Here is an 18,204-nt window from a genome sequence, read left to right on the forward strand (position 1 = left end):
TGCCGAGCCCAGATGATGGACGACGCCTTGCATATCCTGAATTGTGCTCGGCCGGGGTCGCCCTATGCTCGAGGGATGACCAAGGGAGTTCTGCGTCACCCTCTCGGCGACGGGATCCGGGCGGAAACGGCCTTCCACGTGCTCTGCGGCCAGAGCACCGACGTGTTCTGGCTCGACGGCGGCCCGACGAGCTATCTGGGTGCGGGGGAGCCCTTTGTGCCGGCGGACGGCGTGCTCGGCGCACTGCGGGGCGAGCTGTCCGCGCCGCCGAGGCCCTCCCTCGCACTGGTGGGCTGGCTGGGCTATGAGCTGCTCGCCGAGACCGTCGGCACCATGCCGGGAATGGGCGGGCGCACATCGCCCCACCCCGACGCCGCCTTCCTCCGGGTCGACCGACTCGTGGCCGTGCACAGCGATGGCCGCGCCGAGTTGGTGGCAGCGGGGGAGCGCTGGGAGGGCGAGCTCGAGCAGTGGCGGCTCCGCACGATCCAACTCCTCGAGGCAGGGGTGACGGGCGATGGAGCGGACAGGGCCGATGCGGGGTCGGCCGATGCGGAGTTGGCCGCCGCCGTCGAGAGGGCCACCGCGCCGCCACCTGATCCTCTGCGCGAGGCGCACCTCCCGCTCGAGATCATCTGGCGGGACACCGACGCCGAGTACCTCGCGAAGATCGACGCCTGCCAGAGCGCCATCCGCGCAGGCGACGCGTATGTGCTGAACCTCACGACCGAGATCACTGCGCGGGGCGTGATCGATCCTGTCGCCGTCTACCGTGAGCTCCGGCAGGAGTCACCGAGCGAGTACGGCGCGCTGCTGCGGATCGGCGGCGTCAGCCTGTTGAGCGCCTCGCCCGAAGTGTTCCTCGAGGTGGGGGCCGATGGCCGGGTCAGCACGTCGCCGGTGAAAGGCACGCGTGCCAGATTCCCCGATCCGGCGGCGGATGCCCGTGAGGCCGAGGCGCTCGCCGACGACCCCAAGGAGCGGGCCGAGAACACGATGATCGTCGACCTGATGCGGAATGACCTCACCCGCGTCTGCGTCCCGGGCAGCGTGACGGTTCCGAGCTTTCTGCAGGTCGAGACGCATCCGCATGTGCACCAGCTGGTGAGCAGAGTCGAAGGGATGCTGCGGGAGGGCCTCGGCGCGGTCGATGCTGTCGAGGCGACCTTCCCCGCCGGATCGATGACCGGAACACCGAAACGGAGCGCGATCGAGATCCTCGACCTGCTGGAGGATCGCGCCCGTGGACTCTATGCCGGGGCGTTCGGGTTCTTCGCCGCAGACGGACGCGCGGAACTCGCCATGACCATCCGCTCCATCGTCGTCGACAGCGACGGCGACAGCGACAGCGACACCGACAGCGACAGCAGTTACAACGGCCGAAGCCGCGCGACGATCGGCGTCGGCGGCGGGATCACCGCCCTCTCGGTTCCGTCGGAGGAGCTCGCCGAGACGAAGCTCAAGGCCGCGGCGCTCGTCCGTGCCCTCCGCGCCACGGAGCAGGCAGCGCCAACGGCGCCCTGAGTCGCGACGGCCCCCTGAGTTGCGACGGCCCCCTGAGTCGCAGGCGCCTCCAGCCCCCGAGCACAGAGCCCCGAGCCCAGCGCCCTCGAGCCCAGCGCCCTGTGTGGGTGACGAATGACACTCGGTACCGAAACACCCCTAGGCTCCCATAACGGGCTTATCCAATCGCCACCCCAGTCGCAGACGGGGTAATCAGATGCACTTGACACGACGTTCTATCCTCACAACCGGAATCTCGGCAGGCGCGGTGGTCGGCGCGGGAGTCGTCGGCGGCGGGCTGTCTCGCGCGTCGGCCGCAGCCGCAGCCCCGCTGGCCGCCGCAGCCCAGGCCGCAGCCCACGTTCAGGCGCAGGCCCCGGCCCGCGTCGCGAGCTTCCCGGTCGGCTTTTCGCTCGGCTCGAACATCCTCTGGGGCACGACGACCGAGATCGACCAGACCCTCGACATCACCTCCTACACCGGCGGCACCATCGTGCGCCTCGACATCATGTGGTACTGGCTGCAGCCCACGGCGACGACGTTCGACTGGTCGCGCCTCGGCGACATGGTCGCCGGCGCCGAGGCTGGGGGACTCAGCATCTTCGGCATCATCCTGTCGTGCCCGGCGTGGGCAGCCCTCGGCGGAACCGGCCCCCTCTCGACGACGCGGCCGCGCACCGCCGCGCTCTACGCAGCCTTCGCCGGCCAGCTGGCCACGCGCTACCGGGGCAGGATCGCCGCCTACGAGATCCGGAACGAACCGAACGGTCGCGAGGCCTTGGCGCCCGACCCCGATCCGGTCTTCTATGCCGCGATGGTGCAGGCGGCGTATCCGGCCATCACGGCGGCCGACCCGGCTGCCACGGTGGTCGCGGGCGCACTCGGCCCGGCTCCGGCAACCCCGATCTGGCTCATCTGCGTCTTCCTCTTCGAGTTCGGCGCCGGCCTCGGCCTCATCATGCAGGTCGTGGTGCTCGTGGTGCAGAACTCGGTGCCGGCCACCCAGGTGGGGACCGCGACGAGCACGAACAACTACTTCCGCGAGGTCGGATCCGCTCTCGGTGTGGCCGTCTTCGGGGCCCTCTTCACCAGCAGCCTCTCGGAGAAGCTGCTCGCCGTGTTCTCCGGCGCCGGCGCCTCGGCGGGGGACGCCTCGCAGGCCACCGCAACCCTCGACCCGGCGACGCTCAACCAGCTGCCGCAGGCCATTCAGGACCAGGTCGTCGCGGCCTATGCCGACTCGCTGGCTCCGGTGTTCTGGTACCTCATCCCGTTCCTCGCCGTCGCTTTCGTGCTCTCGCTCTTCCTGCCGCAGATCAGGCTCTCGGATGTCGCGGGGATGGTCGCCCGTGGCGAAGCCGTCACCGGCGAGGAGGCGGAGGCCCTCGAGACCGAGCAGCGCGAGGCGGCACGGGTCGCCCGGGCAGCGGAGCCCAGTCACGCCCCGAAATCGCGCGCGGAGTAGGGGGGCTCCGGCCGGGCGAGCTCTGGCGGATGTCGGTCGTGTCTTCTATCGTGGTGGCATCGAGAGAGTGAGACCGCATGACAACCCTTCAGAGCCGCCCGAACACGGCGCTCGTCGTGATCGACGTGCAGAACGACGTCGTGGCCCGCGCACACAACCGTGACGCCGTGATCGGCAACATCAGTGGTCTCGTCGAGAAGGCCAGGAGCGAGGGTGTGCCGGTGGTCTGGGTGCAGCACAACGCAGACGACCTGCAGGCGGGCACAGAGGCCTGGCGCTTCGTTCCCGAACTCGTTCGGGAGACATCCGAACCGCTGGTTCAGAAGTCGTACGGCGACTCCTTCGAGGGCACCGACCTCGAAGACGTGCTCGCCCGCGCGGGTGTCGGGCACCTGGTGGTGACCGGAGCGCAGACGGATGCGTGCATCCGCTCGACCATCCACGGAGCCTTCACCCGGGGCTACGACGTCACGCTGGTGGGCAACGCCCACACCACAGAGGACCAGACCGTCTACGGCGCACCGGCCGCCGCCGAGGTGATCGCGCACACCAACCTGTACTGGCAGTTCCAGGACGCACCCGGGCGCACCGCCCGTGTCACCGACACCGCAGACGTCTCCTTCGCCGACTGATGCACGAGGGGCTGCTGAGGTAACGTTGCTCGCATGACGTCGGGGTTCTGGGGAGCAGACGCGGGTGAGCTTCGTGCCCTCGCCAAGGATTTCGACCAGAAGGCATCACAGCTGCAGGGCCTGCTCAGCACCCTGACGGTCGAGATCAACCGCACCCAGGCGTGGGGCGGTCCGGATGCGGAGTTCTTCCGGCAGCAGTGGAACACGACACATCGCACCTCGCTCCAGAATGCGAACAGCGTGCTCACGGCAGCGTCGACGGCGCTCGTCAAGAACGCCGGCGAGCAGGAGCAGGCGAGCGCGGACGACGGCTCCGGTGGGCCGGGTTCGGGTGGTGGCCCGGGTGGAAGCGGCCCAGGTGGAAGCGGGCCGGGCGGCGGAACGCCCGAAAACCCGGGGACCCCCGGCACCGACGACGATCTGCTGCGCGACCTGCTGCAGAACCCCGCGCTCCTGAACACCCGCGAGCTCTTCGACAGCCTCGGCGTGGTCGACGGGGCCAATGCCCTGGCGCAACTGCGACTGCTCGGCGAGTTCGGGTCGCTCGACGACGCCTTGCGCTTCAGCAAGTTCGCCGGCAGGTTCGATGTGCTCAACGACTTCCTCGCGGGCCACAACTGGGCCTCCGCGGCCCAGGGCCTCAGCAGCATGCTTCCGGACGGGGCCATGGCAGCGAAGCTCGGCTCGGCCGCGGAGTTCCTGGGTTCGGCCGGCAAGGTGCTCGGCCCGGCAGGTGTCGTGCTCGGCGTGGTCGGCGTCGGCACAGACATCTCGGAGGGCAACTACGCCCGTGCCGGATACGACGGTGTTGCGACAGGGCTGGGTTTCGCCGCCCTGGTCACCCCACCGCCCGCCGACCTGATCCTCGGCGCAGCCGCCGGAACGATGGCGCTCGGCGGGCTGCTCTACGATCACGTGCCCGTCTTCCACGACGCGGTCGACGGCACGATCACGGCCGTGGGCGACGGCGCCAAGGCCATCGGCGACGGTGCCGCGGCTCTCGCGCACGGCGCAGAGGACTTCGCGGACGACGTCGCGGACAAGGCCAAAGACCTGTGGCCGTTCTGATGGGCATCCAGGAAACACAAGAAACACGAATTCGGGAGCAGAAATGACCAGCACGAGCACCTGGCAGCACGCGGCCCCACCGGCGGCCTCGCCCGACGACATCGCCGTGTTCGGTGCGGGCGAGGTCGCCTACGCGCTGTCGCTCTGCGGCGAGGAGGCCCGTGCGCGGGCGTCGAGGTTCCTGCAGGTCGAGCCCGGATTCGTCACCCCGCAGATCGCGGCTCTCGGAGCGTCGAGCCTCATCGCCCGAGGTGAGTTGACGGTCGATCTAGACGCGCTCGTTCCGAGCGGGGGCATCCGGTTGCTGATCGGAGTGCTGCAGAACGCCGTGCGCTTCACAGAGATCGCGATGGTGAACGAGAGTGGACCCGAGGCGGCCCTCTACGTGCAGTCGGCCGAGCTGTCGCTGCTGCTGCAGCCGGGATCGATGAGCACCTGGTCGATGGTGGTCAAAGCACCGGAGGCCCCTGACAGCGCCCTGCTCAAGCAGGTGATCGACGACAACGCGCGTCGACACCCGGAAGGTGTCGCGTACTTCGGCACGGAGCTCGTCGGGGAAGGACCCACTGGCGCCGGTTTCGCCGCCCCTTCGGCGAACAATCTGTTCGTTCGCCCCTCCGGAGTCTTCGCCTGGGATGTCGCCGACGTTCGCGCCACCGACGGTGACCGTGTCCTGCAGGAGCGCACCGAGAACACCAGCACGGCTGCGCTGATCGAACGCCTCTCCGACTTCGTGCGGCTGCCCGCGCGATGAGCGGGACACCTCCCGGGGCGGTTCCTCCCGAACCGTTCGCCAGGCTGAGCCGGGACAAACCTGCCGGCCGCTACAAGATCTCGCTGGTCACCCCGCGGAGCGCAGCGGTGCTCGGCGCCTTCCTACTGCTGGCCGGGATCGTGTTCGCCGTGTTCCTGTTCGGCCGCGGGGTGGGCGGCGCTGCCGTGCTCGGAGTGCTGCTGTTCGTGATCTTCGGCGGCTTCGGCATCGTGCTGCTCGTGATGGCGTCGGCGAGGGCCCGGTGGGCCCGCGTGTACCGGCAGGTGCACGGGCATCCACCGTTCTGAGCCGCCCGCACCGCCCGTCGCTGCCCGCAGCACGTGCCCGATCTCAGTAAGGCGCCCTTCTGGCGCATCGGCGCCAGTTCGAAGCGCCGCCGATGCGCCAAGCTGGCGCCGACCCCGGGAAGAGGTGGCGCGTGGGGGCGAGCGGCGCGCCGGGGCTACACGCCGGGGCGGCGTGCTCGAGGCAGGGCTGCCACGATGAGGTCGTAGGAGTTTCCCACGAGGTCTTCGACGAGCGTCTCGTCGATGGCGTCAGCAGCGCCCGAGTCGGTCGCGCCCGTATCGTCGGCGCCCGCGTCGGCGGCGCCCGTGTGGTCGGTGGGGCAGAGCGAGATCCAGTGCTCCTTGTTCATGTGGTAGCCCGGGATGATCCCCGCATGATCGCGAACGAGCGACCGGCCGTGCGGCGGAGCGCACTTCAGCGTCACGACTGCCCGGCGACCGGTATGGGCGGAACCGGATGTCCCGGCACCCACGACCCCGGCGCCCGAGACCTCGGCAGCCGGCTCAGCGGGCGAGGTGGTGATGATCGCGAACACCTTGTCGACGACCTTGAACACCTCCAGACCCTCACCGAACGGCTGACCCCGTGTGACGGCGGGAAACGAGGCCGCCACCCGCAGGGCAGTGTCGATGAGCGTGGCGCGATCCATGGCCTCAGTCTGCCCGAGCCGCGCAGCCTGCCGCTACGAAAACGATGATCGCGCTCCCATGCAGACGACCACAGCGGCCGGTCACGGTAGTTGCAGCTGAACCGGAATCCCGTAGGGTCAGCTGCGCGAGTGCTGGCGATGGCGCACTCCGGCGATCGCGGCGAGAACGAGGCTGAGGCCGAGCCCGAGCCCGAGCCCGAGCACGCCTGCGTCCGAGGGTCGACGGCCGCGACATCCGAACCCGTGTGCGCTCCGGTCGCTCGCCGGACTCTGCCGACGGGCCCAGGGCGGCGGGAGCGCTCCGTGCCGACGCCGGTGTCGACGACCTCGTGCTGATCCTGCAGGCGGGCCGGGGTGTCACCGCAGCCATGCCGGAGCGCCGCGTGCTGGCGACCCGCCGGTTCGCCGAGCTCGCGATCGACGCCTTCCGTGCCACCTCGCCCGGCCCGCCGATCTGACATCGCCCCCGTGCCCCGCCCGGTGAGGAGGCGGAATCGGCGTCAGAGGCCCTGTTCAGAGAACAGGCGATCGAGGAACACGGTGCCGGCTCCCAGCAGGCCGCAGTCGCCCGGCCGGAGCGGCGTGGTGATCGTGAGCTGGTCGGTCGCCATCGGCAGGCACTGGGCGTAGAGGGTGGAGCGCACGCCGGCCACGAACACCTCCGACTGGCTGAGCACACCGCCGACGATGAGGCGGCCGGGGTTGAAGAAGTTGACGATGCTCGCGAGCACTCCGCCCGTCATGCTGCCGGCCTCGCGAAGGAGCCGGGTGGCCACCGGATCCGCGTCGCGGGCGAGCGCGATCATCGCCTCGACGTTCGCCACCTCGAGTCCGGCGTTCTGCAGCTCCCGCACGAGGGCGTTGCCGCTGGCGAGGGCGTCGAGACAGCCATAGCGCCCGCAGGAGCAGGGCACGGGCGGGGCGTCCGGCACGGCGACGTGGCTGATGTCGCCGGCGGCACCCCGGCTGCCGACGAAGAGTTCGCCGCGCGCGATGATGCCGCAGCCGATACCCGATCCGGCTTTGACGAACACCTGGTTGGGTTCCGTGCGGTCTCCGGATGCGAACTCGCCGACCGCCATCAGATTGGCGTCGTTGTTGACCAGGATGGGAACGCCGGCGATGCCGCCGAGGATCCGGGCGACATCCGTTCCGTTCCAGCCGGGCATGCGGCTCGGGGCGACGACCCGACCGCTCTCTGACGAGACGGGGCCGGGAACACCGACCGACACGCCCCTGAGAAGGCGACGGGAGTGCTCGCTGTCGCTGGCGAGCAGTGCTTTGAGGGCCGACCAGACCTCGGCGAGCACCAGGTCGGGGCCGCTCGAGATGTCGAGGTCCAGGTCGCCGCGCGCGAGCAGGGCGCCGGAGAGGTCGACCAGGCCGATGGAGGTTCGGTCGACGCCGAGGTCGACACAGCCGACGATGCCGGCGTCGCGGCGGAGGGCGAGTGTGCGGGGGCGACGGCCGCCCCGGGAGACGCCGTCTCCGACTTCGACCACGTGGCCGAGCCCGATCAGCTCGTCGATCCGGGCGGTGATCGTGGAGGGGGAGAGGCCGGTGACCTTCGCGAGGTCGGCCTTCGAGTCGGCCGCGCCGGAGCGGAGCGGCCCCAGGATGGCGAGGTTCTGGGCAGAGAACCGCGTGAACGACGCAGGGAGTCGTGAGGCCATGGGATTCCGATCGTCGAGAGGCGGCTTAGTCCATTATCAAACAAAGTTCCTCGAAATATAGATGCAACAATGGATTGTTAGTTTGATTTCAACGACGAGACACTCGAAGCAAAGGCGGCAACCGTGGCATCCTCCTCCACCGGCACATCCACCCCCGCCGGCACAGCAACGGCGATGGTGCAGCTGACCGATGTGCAGAAGCACTTCGGTTCGCACCACGTGCTGAAGGATGTCAGCCTCACCATCGCCGCCCGCGAGGTCGTCGTGGTCGTCGGCCCCTCGGGTTCGGGCAAGTCCACGCTCTGCCGCTGTATCAACCGGCTCGAGACGATCACCTCCGGCACCATCGCGGTCGACGGCGTCGACCTGCCGGCAGAGGGCCGCGCGCTCGCGAAGCTCCGGGCCGAGGTGGGCATGGTCTTCCAGTCGTTCAACCTGTTCGCCCACCGTACGATCCTCGACAATGTCACACTCGCACCGATCACCGTGCTCGGGCGCTCGCGGAAGGATGCCCGTGCCGAGGGGCTCGCGCTCCTCGAACGTGTGGGCATCGCCGACAAGGCCGACCACTTTCCGGCCCAGCTCTCGGGCGGCCAGCAGCAGCGCGCCGCCATCGCCCGCGCTCTCGCGATGAAGCCGAAGGTGATGCTCTTCGACGAACCGACCAGCGCGCTCGACCCCGAGATGGTGAGCGAGGTGCTCGACGTGATGACCTCGCTCGCGGGCGACGGGATGACCATGGTCGTCGTCACGCACGAGATGGGGTTCGCCCGCCGGGCCGCCGACCGGGTCATCTTCATGGACGACGGCCGCATCGTCGAAGAGGACACCCCCGCCGACTTCTTCGACCACGCATCGAGCCCCCGGGCCCAGGCGTTCCTGTCGAAGATCCTGCCGCACTGATTTGCCGCACTGACCCGCCGCACCACTCAACCCCGCGACCCCCCCCGCACCATCCCGCACCGGAAAAACAGAAAGGTACCACCGTGCACAGCACACGAAAGACCCTCCAGAGGGGCATCCCCCTGCTCGCCATCACCGTCACCGCAGCCCTCGCGTTCAGCGGCTGCTCGTCGGACAGCTCGGCCGTGCCGGGCGCCGACCCGAGCGCGTCGGCGTCGGCAGACACCTTGTCGTCGGTGTACGCCAACGCCGCCGTCGCGGATGCCGCTGCGCTCCTGCCCGACTCGACGATGGCGAAGATCAAGGCCCGCGGCAAGCTGGTCGTGGCCGAGGCGCTCGACGCCCCGCTGCTCTCCCAGCAGAACCCGTCGAGCCCCGACGACGTCGAGGGTTTCGACGCGGATCTCGCCAAGCTGCTCGCGATCTACATCCTCGGCGAGCCGAACGTCGAGATCATCCCGCCCGCCTCGGAGACCCGAGAGGCGCTCCTTCAGAACGGCACGGTCGACGTGGTGTTCAACACCTACACGATCACCACCCAGCGCGACGAGCAGGTCGACTTCGCGGGCCCCTACCTCCAGTCGGGACTGGCCGTCGCGGTCAAGAGCGACAACACGGACATCCAGGGCATCGACGACCTCGGCGGCAAGAAGGTCATCGTCGGCGCGAACACGCCCGCCGTGACCGCCGTGCCCGAGAAGCAGCCGAGCGCGGAGATCGTGAGCTTCGGCACCGACCCCGAGGCCGTTCAGGCTCTCACCCAGGGCCGCGGTGACGCTTACGTGCAGGACTTCACGCTGCTCGCGAGCGACGCAGCCTCGAATTCGGCCATCAAGGTCGTCGGACAGCCCTTCACCACCGAGTCGTACGGCATCGGCCTGAAGGACAGCGACGCCGCGTTCAAGTCGTTCATCAACGACTGGCTGACGAAGATCGAGGCGAACGGCGACTGGGCGAAGGTCTGGGATGCCACGCTCGGCTCCGCCGTCGAGTCGTCGACGCCCACCCCGCCGGTCATCGGGTCGGTTCCCGGCTCCTGAGCGGGCCCACCCGCCTGACTCCAGCATGAGCTCCACCAGCAGAGGAACACGATGAACATCTTCGTCGACAGCGCCGGGCCGTTGCTCGAGGCGCTCGGCACCACCGTGATGATGGCGGTGATCGCCGGTGTCGCGGCGATCGTTCTCGGAACCGTCGTGACGGCAGCGCGCATCAGCCCGATCCCGGTGCTCCGCGGGCTCGCCTTCGCGTACGTGCAGTTCTTCGTCAACGTTCCTCTGCTGGTGCTGCTCATCCTGGCCGTGTTCGCGCTGCCGGATGCCGGACTGCTGTTGCCGCTCACCCCGACGGCGATCATCGTGCTGGCGCTCTACGAGGCCGCGTATGTGGCCGAGGCGATCCGGAGCGGCGTGAACACGGTGGGCACCGGCCAGATCGAGGCCAGCCGGGCGCTCGGCTTCACCCTGGTGCAGTCGCTCCGGTTGGTCGTGGTGCCGCAGGCGCTCCGGGCGGCGGTGCAGCCGATCGGCAACGTGATGATCGCGTTGACCATGAACACCGCGTTGGCCGCCGCCGTCGGCGTTGTCGAGCTGACCTCCGAAGCGAACAAGCTGAACCTCGTCGAGGCGCAGCCGATCCTGATCTTCACCGTGGCCGGCTTGATCTACATGGCGCTCGCCCTGGTCATCGGCCTCGGTGCGGGGCGAATCGAGAAGAGAGTGGCGATCAAGCGATGAGTACCTCCACGCACGAAGCTCCTGTCTCGCTCTACGACGAGCCCGGGCCCCGCGCCAAGCGGGCGATCCGGCTCTGGTCGGTCGTCGCCGTGGTGGTGGTCGCCCTGGTCATCGTGCTGGCTGGCCTGCAGTTCGGCTCGCACGGCCAGCTCGACGCCGACCGCTGGACGCCGTTCCTCAGCGCCGGTATCTGGCAGTACCTTCTCGTCGGGCTCTGGGGCACGATCCAGGCCGCGGCCCTCGTCGCCGTGCTCGGCGGTGCGTTCGGGCTCGTACTGGCGCTCGGCAGACTGAGCCGCAATCCGGTCATCCACGGGGTATCGACCGCCTACATCGAGATCGCCCGCACGATCCCGGTGCTGCTGCTCATCTACCTGATGCTGTTCGGGTTGCCGCAGCTCGGGCTCAACTTCCCGTTGCTCTGGAAGCTCGTCATCCCGCTCACGATCGCGAATGCGGCGGCCTTCGCCGAGATCATCCGCGCGGGCATCCTGGGACTCCCCGCCGGTCAGTCGGAAGCGGCCCTCAGCCTCGGGCTCTCCCGCGGCCAGGCCATGCGGCTGGTCGTGCTGCCGCAGGCGCTGAGGTTCGTGACCCCGTCGCTCGTGACGCAGCTCGTGAGCCTCGTGAAGGACACCTCGCTCGGCTACATCGTGGCGTTCACGGAGCTGCTCTACCGCGGGCAGGTGCTCGCCGCCTACAACCACTTCCTCATCCCGACGTTCATCGTCGTGACCCTCATCTACCTCGTCTTCAACGGCGCGCTCTCCACGCTGGCCTCACGGCTCCGCCGCCGGCCCGGCAAGCGCAGCCTCGCCGAACCGACAAGTGGAGCGGCGCCGATCGTCGGGGTGCCCGTCACCGATGGGCCCGCCCGATCCGCCCGCAGCCGATCCGCCCGCAATGCCAAGGAGTAGCGCCATCACGCACCGATCCGACCGGTCTCCCGCTGTCGTCTCTCGCTCTGTTGTGTCTCCCGCTGTCGTCGTGGAGATCTGCATCGACGATCTGGACGGCGCGCTCGTCGCAGAGCAGGCCGGCGCCCACCGCGTCGAACTCTGCGCCGACCTGCTCGAGGGCGGAACGACACCGAGCATCGGCCTGCTCAGTGCGGTTATCCAGTCGACCTCGCTCGTCGGCGTGCGGGTGATGGTGCGCCCGCGGGGCGGTGACTTCGTGTACAACGAGGGGGAGCTCGACGTGATGTGCCGCGATCTCGCCGAGATCCGGGCAGTGGTCGCGGCTGCCGCCGGTGCCGCCGGTCGTGTCGGTGTTGTCCTCGGGGCGCTGACTCCGGAGGGCGGAGTGGATGTCGCGGCTCTCCGCCAGCTGATGGATGCTGCGGGCGAGCTCCCCGTGACGTTCCACAAGGCGTTCGACGAGACGCCCGACCTCCTGGAGAGCTACGAAATCCTGGCCGAACTCGGAGTGGTTGCCATCCTGAGTTCAGGCGGCGAGACGACCGCCGAACAGGGTTCTGCAGCGCTCGCCCGGCTGGTGGCGCGCTCGGCCGCCGCGCCCGGACCCCGGATGCTCGCGGGCGGCGGTGTGCGCCCCAGCAACGTCGGGGCGCTGCTCGCCAGCACCGGCGCCTCCGAGGTGCACCTGAGGGCACAGACCCCGTCGCCGCGAGGTGACGGCACCCTCCGCACCGACCCCGAGCTGGTCGCCCGGATGCTCGCGGCGGTTGCTGATGGTTCTGCTGGTGCTGGCGGCCCTGCTGCTGCTGATGATGCCCCTGCTGGTTCCGACCGCGAGCCCGCCCCACCCCGCGACGCCGTGCTCGCCCTCGACATCGGCGGCACCAACCTCAAGGGCGCCGTGGTCGACGAGCGCGGGCGCATCGTGCTCGCGGAGACCGTCGATGCGGGCACCGACGGCTCCGGCGGCAACGGTGCCGAGTCCCTCGAACGTGTGCGCGCTCTTCTGGTGCAACTGCAGGGCCACGCCACCGCGGCCGGCTGGAACGTCATCGGTGCCGGCGTCGTCACCCCCGGCATCATCGAGCCGGCCACCGGGGTGGTGCGCTACGCCTCCACCCTCGGCTGGACCGACGTGCCGCTCGGCGCGCTGCTCGCCGGCGACCTCGGCGTGCCGGTGGCCATCGGGCACGACGTTCGCGCGGCCGGCCTCGCCGAAGCGCTCTTCGGGGCCGCGGCCGGTGTCTCGAACTCCGTGCTGGTGGCCATCGGAACAGGGGTGGCCGCGGCCATCCTCAGCTCCGACACCGAGGTCGCCGGCCATCTCACCTCGGCCGGTGAGCTCGGGCACATCCCCGCGCTGCCGCAGGGCGAGAGCTGCACCTGTGGCCAGCGCGGCTGTCTCGAGGTCTACATGTCGGGTGCGGGCCTCGCCCGGCGTTATCTCGCCCTGGGCGGCGCCGAGCCGCTCACGGCAGCCGACATCGTCGATCGGCTCGCGACCGATCCGCTGGCTGCCCGTGTGTGGAGCGACGGGGTCGAGGCGCTCACGCTGGGTCTCAAAACGGCGACGATGCTGCTCGATCCGGCCGTCATCGTTCTCACCGGCGGTGTCTCCCGCGCCGGCGACGCGCTGCTCGACCCGGTGCGCGAGCAGCTCGCGGCCTCGCTCACCTGGCGGAGCGCCCCGCCCGTCGAGACCTCCGTGCTCGGCACGTCGGGGAGCCGGATCGGCGCCTCCGTGCTGGCGTTCCGTGCCGCCGGCCGCATGCACGCCCCCGACCGGTGGATGCTCGACGAGCTGCTCGCGCAGCCGGTCGGCCCCCGGGCGTCCCTCGCCGCCCACTCACTGGAGACCTGACCCATGGCAGAGATCATCGTTGTTCCGACCCCCGCCGAAGCCGGACGCCTCGCCGGCGCGGCCCTCGCCGACCTCATCGCCCGGCGCCCCGACGCCGTGCTCGGGGTCGCGACAGGTTCGACGCCGCTGCCGGTCTACGACGACCTCCGGACGCGCCTCGCCGGGGTCGACCTGTCGGGGGTGCGGGCGTTCGCACTCGACGAGTACGTGGGCATCGACCGGGCCCATCCCGAGAGCTACCACAGCATCATCCACAACCAGGTGACGGTGCCGCTCGGGCTCAACCCCGAGCTCGTGCAGGTGCCGAACGGCCAGTCCGACGACCTCGAACAGGCCGCTCTCGACTACGACGCCGCCATCCGTGCGGCCGGCGGGGTCGACCTGCAACTGCTCGGCATCGGCTCCGACGGGCACATCGGCTTCAATGAGCCGGGGTCGTCGTTCGCCTCGCGCACCAGGGTGAAGACCCTCACGCCGCAGACCCGCCAGGACAATGCCCGCTTCTTCGCCTCGATCGACGACGTGCCGCTGCACGCCCTCACGCAGGGGCTCGGCACGATCCTCGAGGCGCGGCACTTGGTGCTGCTCGCATTCGGGGAGGCCAAGGCGGCGGCGGTGGCGCTCGCGCTCGAAGGGCCCCTCAGCGCGAGGGTGCCGGCCACGGCCATCCATCTGCATCCGCACTGTACGGTGATTCTCGACGAAGCGGCCGCCGCACGCCTCGCTGACCGTGCGTTCTACGACTACGTGTATGCGAACAAGCCCGATTGGCAGGGAATCTGAGCGATGGAGCAGCCACGGATGCCCACCATCGCCATCGCGGGCCTCGCCATCGAGTCGAGCGCCTTCTCGCCTGCCCGTACCGACGCGGCCGCCTTCCACCCGCGGCGCGGTGCCGAGGTGTTCGACGGCTATCCGTTCCTGGCACCGGGGGAGCCGCTCCGGGAGGCGGCGGACTGGCTGCCCTCGCTCACCGGCAGGGCGCTGCCGGGCGGCATCCTCTCTGCGGCCGCCTTCGCCGAACTCACCGACGAGATCATCGATCGGCTGCGGGCCATGCCGGCGCTCGACGGGCTCTACTTCGACATCCACGGCGCGATGAGCGTCGACGGTATAGACGATCCGGAGGTCGTACTGCTGGAGCGCATCCGTGCGGTCATCGGCAGCGAGGCCGTCGTCTCGACGTCGATGGATCTGCATGGCAACGTCTCCGCCCGCCTGGTCGAGCTCACCGATCTCATCACGACCGACCGCACGGCACCCCACGAGGACACCGCCCAGACGAAGGAGCGCGCCGTGCGGAACCTCGTCGAGCTGCTGCGCCGCGGCGGGCCCAAGCCGGTGAAGGCGTGGATCCCCGTTCCCGTGCTGCTGCCCGGCGAGAAGACCTCCACCCGTCTGGAACCTGCGAAGGGACTCTACGAGCAGGTGGCTTCGGCCGAGGCGCTGCCGGGCATCCTCGACGCCGCTCTCTGGGTGGGCTACGCCTGGGCCGACGAACCCCGCAACCGGGGTGCGGTGGTCGTCACCGGTTCCGACCGGGAGGTTGTCGCCCTCGCCGCCGAGCAGCTCGCCTGCCTCTTCTGGAACGCCCGTGCCGAGTTCGCGTTCGTCGCTCCCACCGACACGTACGCAGGTGCTCTGGATGCTGCGCTGGCCAGCCCTGACCGGCCCTTCTTCATCAGCGACTCAGGGGACAATCCCACCGCCGGGGGAGCGGGCGACGTGACCTGGGGCCTCCGCGAGCTGCTGGCGCGGCCCGAATTCCAGGCAGTTGACGGGCCGACCGTGATCTACGCGTCGGTTCCCTCTGCCTCGGGGGTCGCTGCGGCGGTCGCAGCCGGGGTGGGCAGCTCCGTCACGGTCACGGTGGGGGCTGAGGTCGACGCCCGCCACGCGGGGCCGGTCACCTTCGGCGGGGTGGTGTACAGCATCCATCACGGTGACAGTGACGCACGGGTGGAGGTGGTGCTCCGCACCGGAAGTGTGTTCGTCATCGTCACCGAGCGGCGAAAGCCGTACCACCACGAGCGGGATTTCACCGATCTCGGGCTCGCCCCGCGGACGGCGGACATCGTGATCGTGAAGATCGGCTACCTCGAACCGGAACTGTTCGACATGGCGGCGGGCTGGATCCTGGCGCTCACGCCGGGCGGGGTCGACCAGGACATCCTGCGACTCGGCCACCGCCGCCTTGAACGCCCGCTCTACCCCTTCGACCTGCAGATGCCCGACCCCGACCTCGGCGCCCGCCTCTCTGAGCCCTGACCCGCTCCTCTCCGCTCCCTGGACCCAGCCGCGCTGTCTGCTCTCGCCCACCCTGTCCCCGCCCTGTCGCGGCGCAGCGATCGAAACCCCGAATTCTGTCGGTATACGCGCGGGATACCGACAGAATTCGGGGTTTCGATGGCCGACCCGGCAGCTGGCGATCTTCGGCTACAGCGGTGTGATGACGGCGGGAGGCTGCGGCGCCGCTCAGTCGAGGGCGCTCATGCAGGGGCAGGCAGGGGCGCTCAGTCGGGGTCGATCAGGCAGGGGCGATCAGGCCGTTCTCGTAGGCGAAGATCACGAGTTGCACGCGGTCGCGCAGGCCGAGTTTGGTCAGGATGCGGCTCACGTGCGTCTTGACGGTGGCATCGCTCAGATGCAGCGCCTCTGCGATCTCCGCGTTGCTGAGACCGGCTGCGACGTGATCGAAGAGGTCGCGCTCCCGGGGAGTCAGCGCATCGAGGGAGCTCCGGCGATTGGCCTCGCTGGGCGCTACGAACCGACGAATCAGGCCGGCGGTCGCGCTCGGGGCGATCACCGCGCTGCCGGCGTTGACGGTGCGGATGGCCGCGAGCAGGAACTCCGGATCCGACGACTTCAGCAGAAAACCGCTGGCTCCGGCGTTGATCGCCTGGAACGTCCTGTCGTCGAGGTCGAACGTCGTGAGCACGATGAACCGCGGTGCGCCGCCGGGTGGATCGGACGCCATCACGCGGGTGATGGCGTCGATGCCCCCGAGGCGTGGCATCTCGAGGTCCATCAGCACGACGTCGACCGGATGGCTCGCGATGAGGTCGACCGCTTCGAGACCGTCGGTCGCCTCCCACTCGACGCTGAGGTCGGGCTGGGAGGCCACGATCATGGCGATGCCCGCCCGGAAGAGCGGCTGGTCGTCGGTCAGGCCGACGCGGATCGTGTCGTTGGGCCTGTCGCTGGTTCTGTCGCTCATCGTTCACCGTCCGGGGTGCGGTAGGGCAGGCAGGCATCGACCCGGAAGCCGGGGGTTCCATCGGTGCGCGGCCCTGTCTCGACGGTGCCGTCGAGCAGGCGCATCCGTTCCCGCATGCCGATCAGTCCCTGGCCGGAGAGTGTCGCCGTGCCAGGCCGACGGGGAGTCGCCGCCGAAACGCCCGGGTCCCGGCCGCCGGTCGGGTGCGGCTCCGTCGTGGTGACGCCGAAGCGCACCTCTTCAGAGCCCCAGTCGAGCCTGACGGCGGCCGAGCTGCCCCGGCCGCCGTGCTTGATCGCGTTGGTGAGCGACTCCTGCAGCACGCGGAACATCGTGAGGTCGTGGGCGGCGGTCAACGGCATCCGGATGCCCGTCTCGGAGACGACCACGTCGAGGCCCGCCTCACGCACCGTGCCCACCAGCAGGTCGAGGTCGCCCGTGCTGATGCCCGTGGTCATCGGGTCGCTCGGCTCGCGCAGCACACTGAGCAGTTCGTGCACGTCTTCGAGCGCCGACCGTGCCGTGCGGTTGATGGTCGCGAGAGCTGTCGTCTCGGCCTCGGGGTTCGTGGTCTTTGCGTAGCGCGCTCCGTCGGACTGCGCGATCACGACGGCCAGGGCATGACCGATCAGATCGTGCATCTCGCGGCTGAACAGGGCGCGTTCGCGTTCCTCGGTCAGGCGGGCCTCGGCCAGGATTGTGTCACGGTCGTGCTCTGCTCGCTGGATGCTCGCCGCTCGTCGGTTCCGCACGAGCAGGCCGAGGGCCCAGAACAGCGCCAGGGCCGCGGCGGTGATTCCGCTCGCGAGCACGAAGTAGACCCCCCTTCCGAAGGAATCGGTGGGCAGTAGGGCCCCGTCGCCGTTCGACGGCGCGAACAGGATCAGGCGGGCGCCTGCGATTCCGCCCCCGACCAGGCTCGAGGCGAGCCCGGCCCAGCGCACGGCCCGGCTCTCGGCCAGCCCCGTGGCGAAGACGGCTGCGAGAATCAGGATGTCGCCGGCCAGCAGCCCGTCGACTGTGGCGACCTGCACCAATGCACCGAGCCAGGCGATGGCGAGCCCAAGGCCGGGGAGGCGCCGCCAGAACGCGAGCGAGAGCGCCAGCACGATGTCGATGAGCATCCCGGCTGCGCCGTCGCGTACAAAATCGGCCGTGCCGAACAGCACGAAGGCTGCAACGGCTATCGCGGCGTCTGTCAGCCGGGGGCGCGTCTCGAACCAGGTCCACACACGCGCAACTCTAATGCCGTTGCGGCTCCACTGTGGGTGGGTGCGGGTGGGGCGCGCGGGAGATGCGGGGGAGATCCTTCTTGCGGATGACGACGCGCGTAAACACATGATGGTGCTCGGAGCGTTTGCCTCCGGCGTCTGTCTTCTCGTCCACGGGCGGGTCGTTTCGCGAGTTCTCCACCACTTTCGGTATTCGGCTTCGGATCGTTACTGGATGTGGTTGGCTTGTCGCATGACCCGAGAATCACTCACTATCGACAGGCCGGAGACGGCGACCCTCGC

The 18,204-nt window shown here is 69.7% G+C and carries 18 protein-coding genes; 14 read left to right on the top strand and 4 right to left on the bottom strand.

Annotated features, from left to right (window positions below):
- Nucleotides 1-75 precede the first annotated feature (75 nt).
- From B7R22_RS07525 to B7R22_RS07550, 6 genes are all read left to right on the top strand, one after another.
- Complete coding sequence (locus B7R22_RS07525; protein ID WP_116411162.1) at nucleotides 76-1,524, top strand: anthranilate synthase component I family protein; 1,449 nt, start codon at nucleotides 76-78, stop codon at nucleotides 1,522-1,524.
- A 196-nt stretch (nucleotides 1,525-1,720) separates the two neighbouring features.
- On the top strand, nucleotides 1,721-2,968 hold the full coding sequence (locus B7R22_RS20445) for a cellulase family glycosylhydrolase (RefSeq protein ID WP_116411163.1): 1,248 nt from the start codon (nucleotides 1,721-1,723) through the stop codon (nucleotides 2,966-2,968).
- Between the two features lie 77 nt (nucleotides 2,969-3,045).
- Entirely contained in the window at nucleotides 3,046-3,600 is a 555-nt protein-coding gene (locus B7R22_RS07535) for a cysteine hydrolase family protein (RefSeq protein ID WP_116411164.1), read from the top strand.
- Nucleotides 3,601-3,633: 33 nt separating this feature from the next.
- Nucleotides 3,634-4,668 carry a WXG100 family type VII secretion target gene (locus B7R22_RS07540; protein WP_116411165.1) on the top strand — a complete coding sequence of 345 codons (1,035 nt, stop codon included), beginning with the start codon at nucleotides 3,634-3,636 and terminating at the stop codon, nucleotides 4,666-4,668.
- A 43-nt stretch (nucleotides 4,669-4,711) separates the two neighbouring features.
- A complete protein-coding gene (locus B7R22_RS07545; RefSeq protein WP_116411166.1) occupies nucleotides 4,712-5,422 on the top strand; it encodes a hypothetical protein in 711 nt (236 codons plus the stop codon).
- Complete coding sequence (locus B7R22_RS07550; RefSeq protein ID WP_116411167.1) at nucleotides 5,419-5,730, top strand: hypothetical protein; 312 nt, start codon at nucleotides 5,419-5,421, stop codon at nucleotides 5,728-5,730. Before B7R22_RS07545 ends, B7R22_RS07550 begins: the two co-directional genes overlap by 4 nt.
- A 155-nt stretch (nucleotides 5,731-5,885) precedes the next feature.
- Here B7R22_RS07550 and B7R22_RS07555 read toward each other — a convergent pair whose 3' ends face one another.
- Complete coding sequence (locus tag B7R22_RS07555; protein WP_116411168.1) at nucleotides 5,886-6,380, bottom strand: MmcQ/YjbR family DNA-binding protein; 495 nt, start codon at nucleotides 6,378-6,380, stop codon at nucleotides 5,886-5,888.
- A 245-nt stretch (nucleotides 6,381-6,625) separates the two neighbouring features.
- Between B7R22_RS07555 and B7R22_RS07560 the strand changes: the two genes are divergently transcribed.
- Nucleotides 6,626-6,838: a hypothetical protein gene (locus B7R22_RS07560; RefSeq protein ID WP_116411169.1), complete on the top strand. Its 213-nt coding sequence runs from the start codon at nucleotides 6,626-6,628 to the stop codon at nucleotides 6,836-6,838.
- Nucleotides 6,839-6,880: 42 nt separating this feature from the next.
- Here B7R22_RS07560 and B7R22_RS07565 read toward each other — a convergent pair whose 3' ends face one another.
- Nucleotides 6,881-8,053 (bottom strand): ROK family protein, encoded by a 1,173-nt coding sequence (locus tag B7R22_RS07565; RefSeq protein WP_116411170.1) that lies wholly within the window; start codon nucleotides 8,051-8,053, stop codon nucleotides 6,881-6,883.
- A 174-nt stretch (nucleotides 8,054-8,227) separates the two neighbouring features.
- Here B7R22_RS07565 and B7R22_RS07570 point away from each other — a divergent pair, with 174 nt between their 5' ends.
- From B7R22_RS07570 to B7R22_RS07600, 7 genes are all read left to right on the top strand, one after another.
- On the top strand, nucleotides 8,228-8,956 hold the full coding sequence (locus B7R22_RS07570) for an amino acid ABC transporter ATP-binding protein (protein ID WP_116411182.1): 729 nt from the start codon (nucleotides 8,228-8,230) through the stop codon (nucleotides 8,954-8,956).
- Between the two features lie 83 nt (nucleotides 8,957-9,039).
- Nucleotides 9,040-9,996 carry a glutamate ABC transporter substrate-binding protein gene (locus B7R22_RS07575; RefSeq protein ID WP_116411171.1) on the top strand — a complete coding sequence of 319 codons (957 nt, stop codon included), beginning with the start codon at nucleotides 9,040-9,042 and terminating at the stop codon, nucleotides 9,994-9,996.
- Nucleotides 9,997-10,047: 51 nt separating this feature from the next.
- Nucleotides 10,048-10,692 (top strand): amino acid ABC transporter permease, encoded by a 645-nt coding sequence (locus tag B7R22_RS07580; protein WP_116411172.1) that lies wholly within the window; start codon nucleotides 10,048-10,050, stop codon nucleotides 10,690-10,692.
- Nucleotides 10,689-11,609, top strand: coding sequence for an amino acid ABC transporter permease (locus tag B7R22_RS07585; protein WP_116411173.1), 921 nt, complete (start codon nucleotides 10,689-10,691; stop codon nucleotides 11,607-11,609). Before B7R22_RS07580 ends, B7R22_RS07585 begins: the two co-directional genes overlap by 4 nt.
- Nucleotides 11,610-11,679: 70 nt before the next feature.
- A complete protein-coding gene (locus B7R22_RS19475; protein ID WP_216363423.1) occupies nucleotides 11,680-13,473 on the top strand; it encodes a copper homeostasis protein CutC in 1,794 nt (597 codons plus the stop codon).
- 3 nt (nucleotides 13,474-13,476) lie between these two features.
- Nucleotides 13,477-14,256, top strand: coding sequence for a glucosamine-6-phosphate deaminase (locus tag B7R22_RS07595; RefSeq protein WP_116411175.1), 780 nt, complete (start codon nucleotides 13,477-13,479; stop codon nucleotides 14,254-14,256).
- Between the two features lie 18 nt (nucleotides 14,257-14,274).
- A complete protein-coding gene (locus tag B7R22_RS07600) occupies nucleotides 14,275-15,741 on the top strand; it encodes a M81 family metallopeptidase (RefSeq protein WP_253258946.1) in 1,467 nt (488 codons plus the stop codon).
- Between the two features lie 259 nt (nucleotides 15,742-16,000).
- Here B7R22_RS07600 and B7R22_RS07605 read toward each other — a convergent pair whose 3' ends face one another.
- Nucleotides 16,001-16,690, bottom strand: a complete 690-nt coding sequence (locus tag B7R22_RS07605) for a response regulator (protein ID WP_116411177.1) — start codon at nucleotides 16,688-16,690, stop codon at nucleotides 16,001-16,003.
- Nucleotides 16,687-17,922 carry a sensor histidine kinase gene (locus B7R22_RS07610; protein ID WP_116411178.1) on the bottom strand — a complete coding sequence of 412 codons (1,236 nt, stop codon included), beginning with the start codon at nucleotides 17,920-17,922 and terminating at the stop codon, nucleotides 16,687-16,689. Before B7R22_RS07610 ends, B7R22_RS07605 begins: the two co-directional genes overlap by 4 nt.
- Between the last annotated feature and the right edge of the window lie 282 nt (nucleotides 17,923-18,204).

The organism is Subtercola boreus, assembly GCF_003399635.1.
GTDB lineage: Bacteria > Actinomycetota > Actinomycetes > Actinomycetales > Microbacteriaceae > Subtercola > Subtercola boreus_B.

What these genes read in the sequence shown, in the direction of transcription:
- B7R22_RS07525 (WP_116411162.1), top strand. Translation starts at nt 76, where the DNA reads ATGACCAAGGGAGTTCTGCGTCACCCTCTCGGCGACGGGATCCGGGCG.
- B7R22_RS20445 (WP_116411163.1), top strand. Translation starts at nt 1,721, where the DNA reads ATGCACTTGACACGACGTTCTATCCTCACAACCGGAATCTCGGCAGGC.
- B7R22_RS07535 (WP_116411164.1), top strand. Translation starts at nt 3,046, where the DNA reads ATGACAACCCTTCAGAGCCGCCCGAACACGGCGCTCGTCGTGATCGAC.
- B7R22_RS07540 (WP_116411165.1), top strand. Translation starts at nt 3,634, where the DNA reads ATGACGTCGGGGTTCTGGGGAGCAGACGCGGGTGAGCTTCGTGCCCTC.
- B7R22_RS07545 (WP_116411166.1), top strand. Translation starts at nt 4,712, where the DNA reads ATGACCAGCACGAGCACCTGGCAGCACGCGGCCCCACCGGCGGCCTCG.
- B7R22_RS07550 (WP_116411167.1), top strand. Translation starts at nt 5,419, where the DNA reads ATGAGCGGGACACCTCCCGGGGCGGTTCCTCCCGAACCGTTCGCCAGG.
- B7R22_RS07555 (WP_116411168.1), bottom strand. Translation starts at nt 6,380, where the DNA reads ATGGATCGCGCCACGCTCATCGACACTGCCCTGCGGGTGGCGGCCTCG.
- B7R22_RS07565 (WP_116411170.1), bottom strand. Translation starts at nt 8,053, where the DNA reads ATGGCCTCACGACTCCCTGCGTCGTTCACGCGGTTCTCTGCCCAGAAC.
- B7R22_RS07570 (WP_116411182.1), top strand. Translation starts at nt 8,228, where the DNA reads ATGGTGCAGCTGACCGATGTGCAGAAGCACTTCGGTTCGCACCACGTG.
- B7R22_RS07580 (WP_116411172.1), top strand. Translation starts at nt 10,048, where the DNA reads ATGAACATCTTCGTCGACAGCGCCGGGCCGTTGCTCGAGGCGCTCGGC.
- B7R22_RS07585 (WP_116411173.1), top strand. Translation starts at nt 10,689, where the DNA reads ATGAGTACCTCCACGCACGAAGCTCCTGTCTCGCTCTACGACGAGCCC.
- B7R22_RS07595 (WP_116411175.1), top strand. Translation starts at nt 13,477, where the DNA reads ATGGCAGAGATCATCGTTGTTCCGACCCCCGCCGAAGCCGGACGCCTC.
- B7R22_RS07600 (WP_253258946.1), top strand. Translation starts at nt 14,275, where the DNA reads ATGCCCACCATCGCCATCGCGGGCCTCGCCATCGAGTCGAGCGCCTTC.
- B7R22_RS07605 (WP_116411177.1), bottom strand. Translation starts at nt 16,690, where the DNA reads ATGAGCGACAGAACCAGCGACAGGCCCAACGACACGATCCGCGTCGGC.